General features: G+C 69.7%; 11 protein-coding genes and 2 pseudogenes. 4 read left to right on the plus strand and 9 right to left on the minus strand.

Annotated features, from left to right (window positions below):
- Nucleotides 1-17 precede the first annotated feature (17 nt).
- Nucleotides 18-1,154, minus strand: a complete 1,137-nt coding sequence (locus tag ACFC0G_RS28065; RefSeq protein WP_376407977.1) for a winged helix DNA-binding domain-containing protein — start codon at nucleotides 1,152-1,154, stop codon at nucleotides 18-20.
- A gap of 162 nt (nucleotides 1,155-1,316) precedes the next feature.
- On the opposite strand from ACFC0G_RS28065, the gene ACFC0G_RS28070 reads away from it, so the two are divergent.
- A complete protein-coding gene (locus tag ACFC0G_RS28070; RefSeq protein ID WP_376407980.1) occupies nucleotides 1,317-2,423 on the plus strand; it encodes a magnesium and cobalt transport protein CorA in 1,107 nt (368 codons plus the stop codon).
- Between the two features lie 493 nt (nucleotides 2,424-2,916).
- On the opposite strand, the gene ACFC0G_RS28075 is transcribed toward ACFC0G_RS28070, so the two are convergent.
- From ACFC0G_RS28075 to ACFC0G_RS28100, 6 genes are all read right to left on the minus strand, one after another.
- Complete coding sequence (locus tag ACFC0G_RS28075; protein ID WP_376407982.1) at nucleotides 2,917-4,314, minus strand: aminotransferase class III-fold pyridoxal phosphate-dependent enzyme; 1,398 nt, start codon at nucleotides 4,312-4,314, stop codon at nucleotides 2,917-2,919.
- A gap of 233 nt (nucleotides 4,315-4,547) precedes the next feature.
- On the minus strand, nucleotides 4,548-5,453 hold the full coding sequence (locus ACFC0G_RS28080; RefSeq protein ID WP_024758428.1) for a carbon-nitrogen hydrolase family protein: 906 nt from the start codon (nucleotides 5,451-5,453) through the stop codon (nucleotides 4,548-4,550).
- Nucleotides 5,450-6,244, minus strand: coding sequence for an ABC transporter ATP-binding protein (locus ACFC0G_RS28085; RefSeq protein ID WP_376407985.1), 795 nt, complete (start codon nucleotides 6,242-6,244; stop codon nucleotides 5,450-5,452). Before ACFC0G_RS28085 ends, ACFC0G_RS28080 begins: the two co-directional genes overlap by 4 nt.
- Nucleotides 6,241-8,217, minus strand: coding sequence for a dipeptide/oligopeptide/nickel ABC transporter permease/ATP-binding protein (locus ACFC0G_RS28090; RefSeq protein ID WP_376407988.1), 1,977 nt, complete (start codon nucleotides 8,215-8,217; stop codon nucleotides 6,241-6,243). Before ACFC0G_RS28090 ends, ACFC0G_RS28085 begins: the two co-directional genes overlap by 4 nt.
- Complete coding sequence (locus tag ACFC0G_RS28095) at nucleotides 8,214-9,230, minus strand: ABC transporter permease (protein WP_376407990.1); 1,017 nt, start codon at nucleotides 9,228-9,230, stop codon at nucleotides 8,214-8,216. Before ACFC0G_RS28095 ends, ACFC0G_RS28090 begins: the two co-directional genes overlap by 4 nt.
- Nucleotides 9,230-10,813: an ABC transporter substrate-binding protein gene (locus tag ACFC0G_RS28100; RefSeq protein WP_376407993.1), complete on the minus strand. Its 1,584-nt coding sequence runs from the start codon at nucleotides 10,811-10,813 to the stop codon at nucleotides 9,230-9,232. Before ACFC0G_RS28100 ends, ACFC0G_RS28095 begins: the two co-directional genes overlap by 1 nt.
- Before the next feature lie 131 nt (nucleotides 10,814-10,944).
- On the opposite strand from ACFC0G_RS28100, the gene ACFC0G_RS28105 reads away from it, so the two are divergent.
- Both ACFC0G_RS28105 and ACFC0G_RS28110 read left to right on the plus strand, forming a co-directional pair.
- Nucleotides 10,945-11,838, plus strand: a complete 894-nt coding sequence (locus ACFC0G_RS28105; protein ID WP_376407996.1) for a LysR family transcriptional regulator — start codon at nucleotides 10,945-10,947, stop codon at nucleotides 11,836-11,838.
- Between the two features lie 794 nt (nucleotides 11,839-12,632).
- Nucleotides 12,633-14,477 carry a hypothetical protein gene (locus ACFC0G_RS28110; RefSeq protein ID WP_376407998.1) on the plus strand — a complete coding sequence of 615 codons (1,845 nt, stop codon included), beginning with the start codon at nucleotides 12,633-12,635 and terminating at the stop codon, nucleotides 14,475-14,477.
- Nucleotides 14,478-14,548: 71 nt separating this feature from the next.
- Here ACFC0G_RS28110 and ACFC0G_RS28115 read toward each other — a convergent pair.
- A pseudogene (locus tag ACFC0G_RS28115) lies at nucleotides 14,549-14,960 on the minus strand (hypothetical protein); the annotation flags it as partial.
- Between the two features lie 62 nt (nucleotides 14,961-15,022).
- Nucleotides 15,023-15,210, minus strand: a pseudogene (locus ACFC0G_RS28120) (hypothetical protein); the annotation flags it as partial.
- 239 nt (nucleotides 15,211-15,449) lie between these two features.
- Between ACFC0G_RS28120 and ACFC0G_RS28125 the strand changes: the two are divergent.
- Complete coding sequence (locus tag ACFC0G_RS28125; RefSeq protein ID WP_376408001.1) at nucleotides 15,450-15,608, plus strand: hypothetical protein; 159 nt, start codon at nucleotides 15,450-15,452, stop codon at nucleotides 15,606-15,608.
- The last annotated feature ends 28 nt before the right edge of the window (nucleotides 15,609-15,636 follow it).

A 15,636-nucleotide genomic window follows, 5' to 3' on the forward strand; every position in this document is an offset into this window, starting at 1 on the left:
ACCACCCACCCCCTCCATCAGCCCCGATCGTGCGTGATCTCCTTGTGGACGATGTCGTACGGGGTGCCGGGCGGCGTCATGACCCGGAGGGTCCGCTCGGCCTCGGCGGCGAGCTCGGCGCGCTGGGCGCGGGTCACGGCCGCGAAGGGCTCGACGGTGAGCGTGGTGCGCTCCTTCGTCTCCTCAAGGCGCCAGAGCCCCGCGACGAGGCCGTCGAGAAGGAAGACGGAGAAGGCACGGTTGCCCTGCCAGGTGCGGGAGCGGATCTCGGGGCTGACGACCCGGGTGCGGTCGGCGTGCGACAGGAGCAGGTTGTCGAACTCGGGCAGGAACCGCGGCGGGGCCGGGGTGTCCTCGTCGGGGCGGGGCGCGTCGGGGAGGTCGAAGAGCTCGGTGCCGCGCGCGTCCTGGAACACCAGCAGCCGGGGCCGGAGGCGGTCGAAGGCCTCGCGGAGGCCGGTCAGGCCGCACCAGGTCTGCATGTCCTTGACGGAGGCGGGCCCGAAGGCGCCGAGGTAGCGGAGCACGGTCTCGTCGGTGTCGGCGGCCTCCGCCGGGACGGCGTCCCCGAACCAGACGTCGGTGGTGGTGAGGGCGACCTGCCCGGCACGGCCCCACAGGCCGCGCGGGGTGGCCTGGACGAGGGGGAGGAGACAGCGGGCGGCGAGGGAGAGGGACTGCGGGTCGGCGTGGGGCCACTCCTTGAGGAGCTCGTCGCGGAGCTGCTTGGGGGTACGGGGCCGCTCCTCGACGAGCTCGCGGGAGAGCACGGCGAGCCGCTCCAGGTCGACGCCGTCGAGCCCCCCGCGGCCGACGAAGATGGCGAGCTCCCGGTCGATGGCCCCGGGCTGCACGAGCCGGCGCAGGGCGACGGCGTCCCGGGCCGTGTGGGTGTGCACGGTGGAGCGCATGGTCACGATGCGGGCGACGGCGTGGGACTCCATGAGCGCGGACAGCTGCTCGGGCGCGAACCCGTCGAGGCGGGCGGCGAGCGCGTAGTACGGGGGCTTGGTGTTCTGCGCCTGGAGGCCGAGCAGACGGTCCACGGCGTCCTCGACGCCGAGCGGGGCGCGGCGGAGGAGGAGCTGACGGTCGAGGGTGGCGCGGTTCAGCGCGCGGGAGGAGAGGACCGGGTGCTTCGTCGTGGAGGCCATACGAGGAAACTACTGGGCCTTGCGGACAGATTCGGTCCGCAATACCGAAGTACAGCCCGAGCCGCACCGACAACCGCCATATATCATGCCGAAAGCCCCGCAGACTCTCCCCCACACTCGCCCCCCACCACGGCACACACGACTCATAGGAGGCGAAGGCCCGTGTCCGACCGCCGTCCCCGCGCGGCCTGGCGCCGCCATCCGGAACCGCCGCTGGAGCCCGAGTCGGCGCCGCGCGCCACCGACCGGCCGAGCGTGGTGCAGGCGACCCTCTACCGCGACGGCCGGCGGGTCTCCTCCCCCGCCACGCTCGCGGACACGTTCCGCCAGCTGCGCGAGCACCCCGACGGCATGGCGTGGATCGGCCTGCAACGCCCGACGGAGGCGGAACTCCACTCCCTGGCAGCGGAGTTCGACCTCCACGAACTGGCCGTGGAAGACGCCCTGGAAGCCCACCAGCGCCCCAAGCTGGAACGGTACGGCGACACCCTCTTCGTCGTCCTGCGGGCCGCGCGCTACCTGGACGCCCAGGAGGAGGTCGAATTCGGCGAACTCCACATCTTCGTGGGCCCGGACTTCCTCATCACGGTCCGCCACGGCGCGGCCCCGGACCTCTCCACGGTCCGCCGCCGCATGGAGGAGGACCCGGACCTCCTCGCCCTCGGCCCGGAAGCGGTCCTGTACGCGATCCTCGACGCGGTGGTCGACGGCTACGCCCCGGTGGTGGCGGGCGTCCAGAACGACATCGACGAGATCGAGACGGAGGTCTTCGGCGGCGACCCGGCGGTCTCCCGCCGCATCTACGAACTCTCCCGCGAAATGGTCGAGTTCCAACGAGCCACCCGCCCCCTGGTGGGCATGCTCCACGGCCTGATGGCGGGCTTCGCCAAGTACGGCACGGACGAGGAACTCCAGCGCTACCTCCGCGACGTCGCCGACCACGTCACCCACACCAGCGAACGCGTGGACGGCTTCCGCCAGGCCCTGACGGACATCCTCACGGTCAACGCGACCCTGGTCACCCAACAACAGAACGCGGAAATGCGCGCGTTGGCGGAAGCCGGCTTCGAACAGAACGAGGAGATCAAGAAGATCTCGGCCTGGGCCGCAATTCTCTTTGCACCCACACTCGTTGGGACTATCTACGGCATGAACTTCGACTCCATGCCGGAGCTGCACTGGACGGGCGGATACCCGTTCGCGATCGGCTTGATGGGGCTTGTCTGCACCGGTTTGTACGTGATTTTCAAGCGGCGGGACTGGCTCTAGGGAGCGATCGACCCCACCTACACCACGCACGTGGTTTGCTTCTGCACCTGCTGCACGAACCGCCCATTTCGGGCCCTGGGGAGTCCCTGGGGAGAAGTGATGCGGGTGATCTCGTCTACCTGCCTCCAGCAACGCCCTGACCAGGACTTTTACCCTCCTGCAGGCCGTTGGGGAGAATCCGGGGAGAATCGACTGCCGACACAGCTCCTGCGTCTGTGGCTTCCCCCCATCCTCATCCAGGCTCGGCATCTTGCCGGTCGCCCTTGCCGCCCCCTAGCAGATCACGGACAGTGACCTTGGCCTCTGAGCGGAGCCACACGCCTGCCCTCTCTGCGCGGCCTCCTGATGGCGGCGACAAGCCGTGCTCTGGTCAGCGCGGCGTCTGCGCCCTGCGGAAACAGATCTGCACCGCCCGACGATGCCGATCCTCTACCGGAAGAAGGGAGGTGTCTGGCTTGAAGCTGTTCCACACGAGCGGCGTGAGTGCTGATGGTCAGCGGGCGTGGAGGAAATAGCGGTCCGCATCAGTGAGGGCCTGCCCCAGCAGATCGACGATGTGGTCGAGTTCGTCGCGGGTGGAGATCAGGGGTGGTGCGATCTGCACGACCGGGTCGCCGCGGTCGTCCGCGCGGGCCAGGAGTCCGAGGCCGCGCATGCGTGCGAGAAGGAACTGCTTGACGAGTTCGTCCTGGCGCTCAGGGGTGAAGCCTCGGCCGTCCGCTCCGGCGACGAGTTCGAGGGCCCAGAAGAAGCCGTCGCCGCGTACGTCGCCCACGATGCTCAGCTCGGTCAGTTCGGCGAGCCGCTTGTGGAGGTGGCCGGTCAGGCCGCGGACGTTGTCCAGGACACCGTCTCGTTCGAAGATGTCGAGGTTGGTCAGGGCGGTGGCGGCGGCGACCGGATGCCCGGCGAAGGTCAGCCCGTGCAGGAGGGTCACGCCGTCGTTGAAGAAGGGCGCGGAGACCTTGTCGGACACCAGGACGGCGCCGAGCGTGGCGTAGGACGAGGTGAGGCCCTTGGCTGTGGTGATCATGTCGGGGATCGCACCGTACTTGGTCACTGCGAAGTATTCGCCAATGCGGCCGAAACCGGTGATGACCTCGTCGGCGACCAGGAGGAAGCCGTACTTGTCCGCCATCGCCCGTAGCCCTGCCCAGTAGCCCGCCGGAGGCGTGAGGCAGCCTCCGGAGTTCTGCACGGGTTCGGCGATCAGCATGGCCACGTTCTCCGGGCCGGCCTCCAGCACCGCCGCTTCGGTCTCGGCCAGCAGCCGCCGGGCGAAGGCATCCTCGTCGGTGTCGGTGGTGCGGTAGCGGTTGGTGTTGGGTGCGTGGGTGACCTCGAAGGCCGGTGCGCCGAAGGGTTCCTTGAGCGCCGGGATTCCCGTGAACGCGAGGGCGCCCATGGTCAGGCCGTGGTAAGCGGTGCGGCGGGCGATGGCTTTGGTGCGTTGAGGCTGGCCTTGCGCGACGTGGTACATGCGGGCGAGCTTCCACGCGGACTCCACGGACTCCGAGCCGCCGGAGGTGAAGAACACGCGATTGATTCCGTCGGGTGCCAGAGCGGCAAGCCGCTCGGCCAGCTCGATGGCGGCGGGGTGCGCGGTGTTCCACAGAGTACTGAACGGCAGGCGGTTGAGCTGCTGTTCGGCCGTCTTGGCGAACTCGGGGCCGTAGGAGTAGCCGAGCTGTGCGCAGAACAGGGCGGACAGGCCGTCTATATAGCGTTTTCCGGCCGTGTCGTAGACGTAGACGCCTTCGGCCCGGTCGGGCAGGAACAGTCCCTGGCCGCCGCGCAGGCTCGCGTGTTGGCCGAAGTGCAGGAGCAGGTGTTTGCCTGCTGCTTCGCGCAGCCGGTCGGCCTGGTGTGTAGTGGCGGGGTGGTCGGACATGGTGTTCTCCGGGGAGGTCGGCGGGCACATGAGCGGCAGACGGCAGGCCCGGCGGAGCGACTGGGCGGACCCGGGCGCAATGGGCGGCCACATCTCGTGAGCAGCTGCCGACCGCTGGAGCGGTATCTGAACGGCGGCTCCGGGAGGGCTCGGCAACGGAGACTCGGCGCCCGCTGCCGAGCCGGTCGTCAGGCGCCGGGCTGTCGGTCGCGACCGCGGGACCGCTGGGTGTCTCAGGCTCCCGTCGATCCGGCCCGGGCGGGATGCAGCGGGCCGAGGCCGGTCATGATCTGGCCCTTGTCGTAGCCCTCGGTGGCGGGCGGGAAGGGGGGCGGGGCGTCGCGCAGTTGCTTCCACAGCGGGTTCAGGCCGAGGGTGCCGCGTTCACGGGTGGTGGCCACGAGGTCGAGGTCGAGGTGGAAGGTGAGGAACTCCTCGCCTGCTCCGCCCTGGGCCAGTACGCGGCCTTCGGGGTCGGTGGCGATGCTGCGGCCGGTGCCGAAGAGGCCGCCGATGTTCGGGTTGAGGACGTACACCTGGTTGGTGATGGCGTTGGCGCGGGCCAGGACCAGTTCCTGTTCGCGGTCGGAGGTGCGCGTGTAGGTGGGCTGGATGATGACCTCGGCGCCCATCCAGGCGAGGGTGCGGGAGATCTCCGGTACCCAGCCGTCGTAGCAGATCGCCAGGCCGAAGCGGCCCACCTGGGGGATGTCGAAGGTGACGTAGGTGTCGCCGGGCACGGAGGTCTCGTACGGCATCCAGGGGAAGATCTTGCGGTACGAGGCCACCACTTCGCCCTGCGGGGAGATGGCGACGGCCGTGTTGTGGACGCCCTTGGCCGATCGCTCCGGGATGCTGCCGGGGACGATCCACAGCCCGGTGTCGGCCGCGAGCCGGCATACCGCGTCGGTGGTGGGGCCCGGGATCGGTTCGGCGAGGCGGTCGAGGTAGCCGGCCGGGTGGCGGGCGTCGAAGCTGCCGAAGGCGCTCAGGTAGAGCTCGGGGAAGACGACCAGGTCGATGGACGGGGAGAGGGCTTTGAGGGAGCGCACCTCGCGGCTGAACTTCGCGAATGTGGCCTGGGGGTCGCCGGTTACGGGTGCGACCTGGGCGAGGGCGACGCCGAGGATTCGGCTCACTGGAGAGCTCCTTGTGCGGTGGCGGCTGCGGGTGTGTTCGGCGGGGTGTCGTCCGGTGGGCGGAGCCCGGGGACGGCGTCGAGCAGCCTGCGGGTGTAGGGGTGCTGGGGGGAGTCCAGGACCTGGGCGGTGGGCCCGGTCTCGACGAGTTCGCCGTGCAGCATGACGCTGACCCGGTCCGCGATGTGCCGGACCACGCCCAAGTCGTGGGTGATGAGGAGGAAGGCGAGGTCGCTGTGCTCGCGCAGGTCGAGCAGCAGGTTGAGGATCTGGGCCTGGACGGAGACGTCGAGGGCGGAGGTGGGTTCGTCCAGCACCAGCAGCGAGGGCCCGACGGCGAGGGCGCGGGCGATGGCGACGCGCTGGCACTGGCCGCCGGAGAGCTGGTGGGGATAGCGGGTGAGGACAGTGGCGGGCAGGCCGACGCGCGCGAGTTCCGCAGTGACGTCGGTGACAGGCCGGCCGGCTTCGCGCAGTGGCTCGGCGATGAGTTGCCGGACGGTCATCCGGGGGTTGAGGGCGGCGTAGGGGTTCTGGAAGACGATCTGTACCTGGTGGCGCAGCCGCCGCAACTCCTTGCGGCGCAGCCCGGCGAGCGGGCGGCCCGCGATGTGCACGGTGCCGGAGGTGGGCGGGATCAGGCCCAGCACGCAGCGCGCGAGGGTGGTCTTGCCCGAGCCCGACTCACCTACCAGCGCGTGTACTTCTCCTGCGGTGATGTTGAGGTCGACGCCGGCGACAGCGGTGTGCGAGCCGAAGGTCTTGACGAGCTGCTGTACGTCGAGGATCACGCGGGGACTCCCTTCGGCTGGGTGAGGTGGCAGGCGCTTGCCCGCGCTCCTGCGGCGTTGAGAGGCGGCGGGGTGGCGCATGCCTCGGTGGTGTGGGCACAGCGGTCGGCGAAGGGGCAGCCGGTGAGCAGGTCGGGGCGGTCAGGCACGCTGCCGGGGATGGAGGGCAGCGCTTTGCCGGGGGCGGCCCGGTCGGGGAGGGCGGCGAGCAGGGCGCGGGTGTAGGGGTGATCCGGGGTGTCCAGTACGTCAGCCACCGGGCCTGATTCGACGACCTGACCGGCGTAGAGCACGTACATCCGGCTGCACAGTTCGCGGACCTCGCCCAGGTTGTGGGTGATGTACAGGACTCCGAAGCCGTGCTCGGCCTGCAGGCGGCGCAGCAGGGAGCGGAACTCCTTGGCCACGGTGACGTCCAGGGCGGTGGTCGGTTCGTCGGCGATGAGCAGATCGGGCCGGCACAGCAGAGCGGCGGCGATCATGACGCGCTGCAGCATGCCGCCGGAGAGCTGGTGGGGGTAGGAGCGTGTGACGCGCTCGGCGTCCAGGCCCACTTCCGTCAGCGCGGTGCTCACCTGCTGGGCCGCTTCGCTCCGGGTGCCGCCCTGGTGGAGGCGTACCAGGCGGTCGAGTTGGCGGCCGAGCGGGGTGACGGGGTCGAATGAGGCGGCGGGGTTCTGGAAGACCATGGCCACCTTCCGGCCGCGGATCGTGTGGAAGCCGGCGGCCCGCAGGTCCTGGCCCTGGAGCCGGATGACACCGGCGGTTTCGGCTCCGGCGGGGAGCATGCCGAGGACACTGAGGGCGGTCAGGGACTTGCCGCAGCCGCTCTCGCCGACCACCCCCACGACCTCGCCCGCGCGCACGCGGAGGGAGACGTCGCGTACGACGGCAGCGTCGCCGATGGTGACGCGCAGCCGGGAGATCTCCAGCAAGGGTGCCGCCTGACCGTCTGCGCTCTGCTTGCCCGGGCCGGGCGCGGTCTCGTCCTCAGTGGCGGGCAGGGGGCTCGCCGCGTCGGTGGCCTTCCCCTCCGGCCGGCGCCGCAACAGAGCGGCGGCCTGCCCGGCCAGTGTGCGCAGGCCACGGCGCGCGGCGGCGGAGCGGGCTTCCGTGCGTGGGTCGAACACGTCACGCAGAGCGTCACCGAAGAGGTTGAAGGCCAGCACGGTGAGGAGGATCGCCAGGCCCGGGAAGAGCGCCGCCCACCAGTGGGTCTGGAGGTCGCCGCGGGCCTCGGCGACCATCAGGCCCCAGTCCGCCTGCGGCGGGCGGGTGCCCAGGCCGAGGAAGGCCAGTGATCCGGCGGCCAGGATCACGGTGCCGATGTCGACGGTGGCCTGCACCAGAATCGGTGAGACGGCGTTGCGCAGGATATGCCGGACCATGACGACTCGGTCCTTGAGCCCCAGGGCGCGCGCTCCCTCGACGAAGGGCCGCTCACGCATGGATGCGGTGATGCCCTGGACCAGCCGGGTGTACCAGGGCCACCAGGCGATGGCCAGCGCGAGGGCGGCGTGCTCCAGTCCGGGGCCGAGGGTGGCCACGATGGCCATGGCGAGCAGCAGGGGCGGGAAGGCCAGGAACATGTCGCACAGCCGCATGATCGCCTCACCCACGCGCCCGCCGCGGAAGCCTGCGATCAGTCCCAGCGGGACGCCCACCAGCACGGCGAGCCCGACCACGAGGAGCGGGACGGTCAGCGCCGGCCGGGCACCGTAGATGATGCGGCTGAGCACGTCGCGGCCGAGGTTGTCGGTGCCGAGCAGGTGGCCGGCGCCGGGTGGCAGGTGGCGGGCGGCGACCTCGGCGGCTCCGGCGCCCTGATCAGGGTGCGGGGCGAGCCAGGGGGTGAGCAGGGCGGCGGCGACCAGTGCCGCGAGCAGCACCAGGCCGAGGACGGCGAGCGGGTCGCGGAGCAGGGCGGTGAAGCGGGCGCTGCGCGGTGGGATGGTCTGCGGGCTGTGGCTCATGCCGGCCTCACTCGCGGGTCGAGGCGCGCGTGGACGAGGTCCACCGCGAGGTTGACGAGAACGTAGGCGACGGCGCCGATGAGGGTGACGCCCATGACCGCCGGGTAGTCCAGGCTCAGCAGGCCGGAGGAGGCGTACTGGCCGAGGCCCGGCCAGTCGAAGACCACTTCGACGAAGAACGCGCCGGTCAGGGCGTAGGCGGCGGTCAGGCCGAGCACCGTGACGGTGGGTGGGAGGGCGTTGCGCAGGGCGACGCGCCAGACGAGGGTGCGTTCGGGGACGCCGTAGGCGCGGCCGACGCGGATGTGGTCTTGCTGGAGCGCCTCCAGCATGCTGGTGCGGGTCATGCGGGCCACGACGCCGAGCGGGTAGGCGGCCAGTGTGAGGGCCGGCAGGATCAGGTGCGCCGAGACGCTGGCCAGCGCCGCCCCGTTGCCGGTGAGGAGCGCGTCCACCGTGTTCAGTCCGGTGATCGAGTGGATCGGCGCGGTGAACTCCAGGTCGCTGTCGATGCGTCCGGTGGGCGGCAGGAGTCCCAAGCGGCCGAAGACCAGCAGCTGGAGCAGCAGCCCGAGCCAGAAGGCGGGCACCGATACGCCCGCGATGGACAGCAGCCGCACCGCCTGGTCGATCAGCCTGCCGGGTCGCACCGCAGCTATGCAGCCGAGCGTGACGCCCAGCACCAGCGCCACCGCCATGGCGGCGCCGACGAGTTCGAGGGTGGCGGGCAGCCGGTCGCCGAGCTCGCCGAGGACCGGCTGCTTGGTGGCGATGGAGGTGCCCCAGTCCCCGGTCAGCACATTGCGCAGATACGACAGGTACTGCACCGGCAGCGGCTGGTCGAGGCCGAGGGCGTGTGTCACCCGTTCGACTTCCTCGGGCGTCGCCTTGGCGCCGACGTAGGTGAGGGCGGGGTTGGAGGGGATCACCCGGGCTATGACGAAGGTGATCGCGCTGACCCCGAGCAGGACGAGGAGGGAGCCCCGCAGTCGGCGCAGTAGGAAGCGCGGCATCAGCTGGCTCCGCGGTGCAACTGGTGGAAGGGCATGGAGAAGGAGTAGTTCGGGTTGCAGGAGAAGCCCTTGACTGCGCTGTTCATCACGACCGGGGTGCGCATGTCGTAGAGGAACGCGCCGGGGGCCTGCTCCAGCAGCCGCCGCTGCGCCTTGCCGTACAGCTCGGCGGCCTTGTCCTGGTCGGTGGCGGTGTGGGTGCCGGCCTCGTCGACGAGCTTGTCGTACGTGGCGTCCTTCCAGTAGCTGAGGTTGAAGAACGGCTTGTCGCTGCTGCGGAAGAGCGAGACCAGGTTGTCCGAGCCGGCGTCGGAATAGGTCGGCCAGTACATCAGCAGGAAGATGTCCTGCGCCTTGGCCGGGTCCGCCTTGGCCTTCTCCCACTGCTGGTTGAACAGGATCGGCTGCAGCTCGACCGACACGCCGACCTTGGCGAAGGAGTCCTTGATCAGCGGGGCGTACTTGGCCTGCTGTGCGTTCTCCGCCGCGTAGCTGAGGGTCAGCTTCAGGCCCTTGCCGCCCTCGTATCCGGCCTCTGTGAGCAGCCGACGGGCGGCCTCCAGGTCGTACGGCGTCTGCGGCAGCTGCTCGTCGTAGGGGAAGGCGCCGACCGGTACGGCGCCGCGAGCGCGGGCGCCGAAGCCTTCGGTGCCCACCTTGACGATGTCGTCGTACGGGATGGCCTGCGCCAGCGCCTGGCGTACCTTCACGTTCTTCAGCGGGCCCTTGGTGGTGTTGAAGAAGGCCGTGTGGCTCTGGAAGGTGGGGCACTCGGTGACGGTGTAGCGCTTGTCCTTCTTGAACCGGGCGACGTTCTCCACTGGCAGCGCGGCGGCGTAGTCGACCTGGCCGGACTGGAGCATCTGCTCCTGCGCGGTCGGCTCGGCGGTGATCCTGGCGACGACCGTGCGGTAGCGCTCGCCCTTCCAGCCGCCCCAGTACTTGTCGTACGCCTTGAGTACGACCCTCTTCTTGGCCTGGTACTCCGAGACCCGGTACGGACCGGTGCCTGCGTCAACGCCCTTGGTGAAGTAGTCGTCGCCCCTGGCCAGGGCCTTGGGGCTGACGATCCACGCCCCGTACATGGACGAGGCGATCATGTCGACCGGGGCGGCGCTCTTCAGCTTGAGCACGACCGTGTGCTCGTCCGGTGTCGCGATGGTGTCCAGCGCCGACCAGATGAAGGCTGCGCCGCCGTCCTTGGCGGAGGCTTCCAGGGACGTCTTGACCGCCGCGGCGTTCATCGGCTCGCCGTCGTGGAAGGTGACCCCCTTGCGTAGATAGAAGGTCCACGTCTTGGCGTCGGCGGAGGACGACCAGCGCTCGGCGAGGGCGGGGCGGAAGCGCTCCTTCGAGCCGGGCGGGTTCATCCACAGCAGGGGCTCGTAGACGTTGCTGAGGTAGTAGACCTCGGTGGAGAAGGACTTCACCGGATTCCAGGTCGTCACCTCGGCGGTGGTCGCCACATTGAGGATCTGCCCGGTGCCGCTGTCGGTGCCGCTGTCGTTACCGCTGCAGGCGGATGCGAGCAGGCCGCAGGCCACCAGAGCGGCGGCGGCGGGTGTTCTTCGGGACGTGGCCATGAGTTCGCTCCTCAGGAAGGCGCATTCGCCGGCTGTTCACAGTGAGGCAACAATGGGCCGGGTGAGCTATAACCTCAAATACTTGATGGGATTGACTTTCATGCCTGCGAGGCATGGGTTGGAGGTTCGCTGTGGAGCTGAGGGTGCTGCGCTACTTCCTGGCGGTCGTCGAGAGCGGCTCGGTGACCAAGGCGGCAGCCGAAGTCCATATCGCCCAGCCCTCGCTCTCCCGCCAACTGCGGGGACTTGAGGCGTCCCTGGGAGTGACACTGTTCGACCGCACGGGCAACCGGATGGAACTCACGGCGGCCGGCCGCCGATTCCTGCCCCTCGCCCGGGACCTGGTGACCCGCGCCGACACCGCCCTCGCCGCCGCCAGCTCGCTGGCGTCCGGGCGGGCGATGCGGCTCACCGTGGCGGCCCCCGCCACCACCATCACCGACGTGATCGCCCCGTTCCTGGCCACCTGGGGTCCAGAGGACCCCCTGGTCACGGTGCAGGCGGAGAGCCCGGTACGCGCCTACCAGGCCCTTACCCGGGGCGCCGACGTGGCGATCTCCTCAGCCCCGCCGCGCCACCGCTACGCCGGCCTGCCCGTAGCCCGGCTGCCGCTGTGGGCTTACGTGCCGCCCTCACACTCCTGGGCAAGCCGGGACCGGATCACCATCCAGGAGTTGACTGGTGAGCCGCTGATCGTCCTCACCCTCGCGCACGGCACCCGCCGCATCCTGGACCAGGCGGTACAGGACGCGGGCAGCTCCCTCGACATCGTCCTGGAGTGCGACACCCCGCAGGTCGCCCAGGCGATGACCGCCTCCGGTCACGGCATCGCCGTCGTCTCCGACGACCCCCGCTTCGGCCTGCACCCCCTGCTGATCCTCGACCGGCACGGGGAGCCCCTGCAGATCCGGCTGCACGCGGCCTGGGACGCCGGCCACTACGCGCTGCGCACCATCGAGTCCTTCGCCACCGGCCTGGCACGCTTCTGCGTCGAGCAGTACGGGCCGCAGGCAGCGGGGAGCTGAACCTGCCGGCATTGGGCCGTTCTGGTGCGAAAGCCGTTCAGGAGTCGTGGCCAGCTTGGGATGGTGTCTGGTCCAGCCGGCCCCGCGACAGAGGGAGACGGCCGGACGGGAACACGGCGCGCTGTTCGCAGACCCATCGCTCGACCTGATCCACGGATTCCGGCACTGGTCCGTGGTGTCGAGCAGGTGGGTGCACCATCGCCGGTCGTCGGCGCTCCACCCCGTCCAGCGGTGCCGGGCCCATACGGAGCCGGCTGCCGTCGATGACGGCGTCGGTTCGGGATCGGGAATCCTCCGCCTGCTTGCTGTGCCAGGCGGCCCAGCCGAGGACGGCACCAACCACCGGAACATCCCCGCGACCCTCGCACGGTGAGCCTGCTCAGGAGGTCGACTTCCCGGTCCTGGTACTCCAGCGCACGACGCACCCGCCTCTCGGTCATGCGGTTGCGCCACCGGCGATCGGCGCCTTCCGGTACACCGAGCTCGTCGAAGACATGCACAGCGAGCCGCCCAGCCGCTTGCCGACCCCGCAGGCCGGCGTGGTCTCGCCCGGACAGCTGGACCCGGCGATTCGAGCAGCATCCGATCTGGGTGGCAGGTCAGCTGTGGCGTTCTCGGCGAGTTCACGCGGACCTGGTTTCTCGTCTACCGACCCGCAATGCGGCGCACTCCGCCGGAGAACCTGCCCCGATGCTTTTGAGACACCATGGCGAGTCCTGACAGGCATTGGACAGCTCTCGCTGCGCGCACCCACCATGCCGCAACAACAGACCCCGTCCGGAAGAGGGACGTCCATGACCTCCAGTCCGCCCACCCGCCGCCCACGCGCCATGCGATGTCTTGCGACGGCCACGGCACTGCTCACCGTGCTGCTCGCCGGCGTGTTCACCGCTCCATCCCCCGCGCTCGCCGAAAGCGCGGCCCCCGTGCCGGGCGACCCGCTCACCGGCAACGGCGCCGTGCCCCGCACGGTCCTCACCGCGTCCCAGCTCTCCAGCGCCACCCCCACCGACACCGTCGTAGACAGCGCCTTCGCTCTGCCCGCCGAGGCGGCCCCGCCCGCACACACCTTCGAGGGCACTCTGACCCTCAACGGCACCGCCACGGCCGGCGGCTACCGCAAGCTGAAGGACCCCAACCGCTACTCCCGCACCGAGGCCACCAAGCACCTCCCCCCGTTCAGCGCCACCCTCGTACAGAACGGCAGCCACCTCATCCCCACCGTGCGCGGGCTGCGCTACACCGGGAACGCCTCCTGGAACCTCGCCGTGGGAGCAGGCCGGGCCTGGCAGGAAGACGGCGACGGCGGCCGCACGCGCGCCGCGCTGCCCTTCGCACTGGTCGAACGGAACGCCAACTGCGTGCACAACGGGGTGCTCTCCTTCCTCTTCGACGCATCCTCCATCTCCCAGGTCCGCTACCAGATCACCGCGGAAACCTGCGCCTACCACCAGTTCGACATGTGGGGCCAGGTGGCCGCCACCTACCAGCCGGGCACCGTTCCCGATGGCGAAGCCGCACGCGCCGCCTACGCGGCCGAGGTCGCAGGCCGGCTGCCCACCAAACCCATCGCGCAGCTCGCCACCGACCACCCCGGCGCCGGCGTGGACACCTCGAAGTTCGGCGCGGGGATCACCCCCACCGCGCTCAGCACCTACGGCTTCTACTACGACGGCGTGAACTACGTCGGCGGCTGCCAGACCAGGCGTGGCCAGTACCCGTTCTGCGGGCAGATGCTGCTGCCCTCCTACTCCACTGCCAAGTCCGCCTTCGCCGGCACCGCCCTGCTTCGGCTTGCCCAGCGCTACGGCACCGGTGTCGCGGACCAGCGACTGACCGACCTGATAGCGGAATCCGCCGGGAAGAGTGCCTGGTCGGGTGTCACCGTCGGCCACGCCCTGGACATGACCACCGGCAACTACACCTCGGCGCTCTACGAGACCGACGAGTCGGGCAGCACCATGACCGACTTCTTCCTCGCCGAGCCCTACGCCACCAAGATGGACAAGGCGCTGTCCTTCCCACGCAAGGCCACCCCGGGCAGCAAGTGGGTCTACCACTCCTCCGACACCTTCCTGGCGGCCCGCGCCATGAACAACTACCTCCAGAACAAGGCAGGTTCCGGCGCGGACCTGTTCCACATGCTCCGCGACGAGGTCCTCACCCCGATCGGCATCAGCCCGGACGCCCGCGTCTCCTCCCGTACGGACAACAGCGCGGCCGGCGTCCCCTTCGGCGGGTACGGGATGTTCTGGACCAAGGACGACGTCGCCAAGTTCGCCAAGTTCCTGAACAACGATGCCGGCGCGGTGGCTGGCACCCAGGTGCTGCACCCGGGCCTGCTGGCCGACTCCATGCAGCAGAACCCGTCAGAACGCGGCGCCACGACGACCGGCAGCACACCGATGCGCTACCAGAACGGCTTCTGGGGCCGGGAGTTCACGGCCGCAGACAACCCCGCCTACACCCAGCCGTTCCACGTACCGTTCATGTCCGGATACGGAGGCATCACCGTCGCGATGATGCCCAACGGCTCCACGTACTACTACTTCAGCGACAACAACGAATTCTCCTGGATCGCGGCAGTATCCGAGTCCAACAAGCTCGCCCCCATGGCCTCACCGCAGAGTCCTTCCTGATCGACGACGCCACCGTCCGCGTGAACTGACTGAACACCTCCGGTCAAGGGGCGGACGCCGAGCTCAGACAGCTTGATCGATACGCGGTCGCCGCACAGTTTCGACCAGTCGTCGCGGTCGAAGGCCGCGTTCCAGTGGAGCTGCGGAGCGGAGCGCCATCGCGGCCACGAGAGCGCCAATGGCGTACTTGTGGCCGTACAGGCCGCCGGCATCACTTAGCAGCTGCACCGCGGTGAGGTTGTCCCCCTGGGTGACGTCGTGGACCTGAAGTCGCGAGAGCACTCAGCGCAGCCGGGCGGTCTCTGTCTTCCCGAAGACAGAGACCGCCCGGCTGGTCTCTGTCGTCCCGACGACGGCCTCCACCACCGTCAGGGCCGACACGAGGACGGGCACGCCTACGCACCAGGGCGGCCTTGATCCGGATGACCATCTGTCGGTCGCTGCGCAGGAGCAGCGACGACAGCGCCTGAGAGCCAGAACCAGGGACCTGGCCGCGGGTCCCTTCCTGCGGCGCTGTCGCCGGGTGCGTACGGCGCCGGTGTGACACCGAACAGGTCGCTGCGCGCGGCCTGAACTTCGTTCTCGCTCAGCGGTTCGAGCTCGGCTTCGCAGGAAGCCACGATCTCGGCGAGGCCGTCCATCGCCGGCTGGGCCGGACTGCTGCGGTCGCGTAGACGGACACGCCGCGCTTGCCGGTGCGGGTGCGCAGAGCACCGAGTAGTTCCGAGAGCATGGAGACGGAGATGTTCGCCAACAACTTCTCGGCAGACAAGCCTTCGTGGTGCCTGGCCAGGAAGACCCGCATACGGGTCCGAGAGCGGGGTGGACTGCGGCTCACGCCCGCCGAGGCCGGAGTCCTCGTCTTCTTCCGGGCGCCGCACCCATGGCAGCTCCCGCTCCAGCCAGTCTCAGCAGACCGGTGATGTTGTCTGCCTGGCCGTCGTCGTGTACGTCCTGGGCGTACTCCACGGCATGGACCGGGAACGGCGGGTCCAGGACTACCTCATCGCCCTGTACCACTACGACGACCTGTCGACCGAGGAACTCTGGCTCGGCGAGCACGACCTAGGGCCTGTCGTCAAATGTCACGCCCACATCAGGAGTGATGCGAGGGTGACGGCTGCTTCGTAGGACTGGGCGGTTTTGTCGTAGCGGGTGG

This window comes from Streptomyces sp. NPDC056169, from assembly GCF_042268445.1.
Taxonomy (GTDB): Bacteria; Actinomycetota; Actinomycetes; order Streptomycetales; family Streptomycetaceae; genus Streptomyces.

Bases quoted from the DNA above. Each gene is read 5' to 3' on its own strand.
- ACFC0G_RS28065 (WP_376407977.1), bottom strand. From the start codon at position 1,154: ATGGCCTCCACGACGAAGCACCCGGTCCTCTCCTCCCGCGCGCTGAAC.
- ACFC0G_RS28075 (WP_376407982.1), bottom strand. From the start codon at position 4,314: ATGTCCGACCACCCCGCCACTACACACCAGGCCGACCGGCTGCGCGAA.
- ACFC0G_RS28090 (WP_376407988.1), bottom strand. From the start codon at position 8,217: ATGAGCCACAGCCCGCAGACCATCCCACCGCGCAGCGCCCGCTTCACC.
- ACFC0G_RS28095 (WP_376407990.1), bottom strand. From the start codon at position 9,230: ATGCCGCGCTTCCTACTGCGCCGACTGCGGGGCTCCCTCCTCGTCCTG.
- ACFC0G_RS28100 (WP_376407993.1), bottom strand. From the start codon at position 10,813: ATGGCCACGTCCCGAAGAACACCCGCCGCCGCCGCTCTGGTGGCCTGC.
- ACFC0G_RS28110 (WP_376407998.1), top strand. From the start codon at position 12,633: ATGACCTCCAGTCCGCCCACCCGCCGCCCACGCGCCATGCGATGTCTT.
- ACFC0G_RS28125 (WP_376408001.1), top strand. From the start codon at position 15,450: ATGGACCGGGAACGGCGGGTCCAGGACTACCTCATCGCCCTGTACCAC.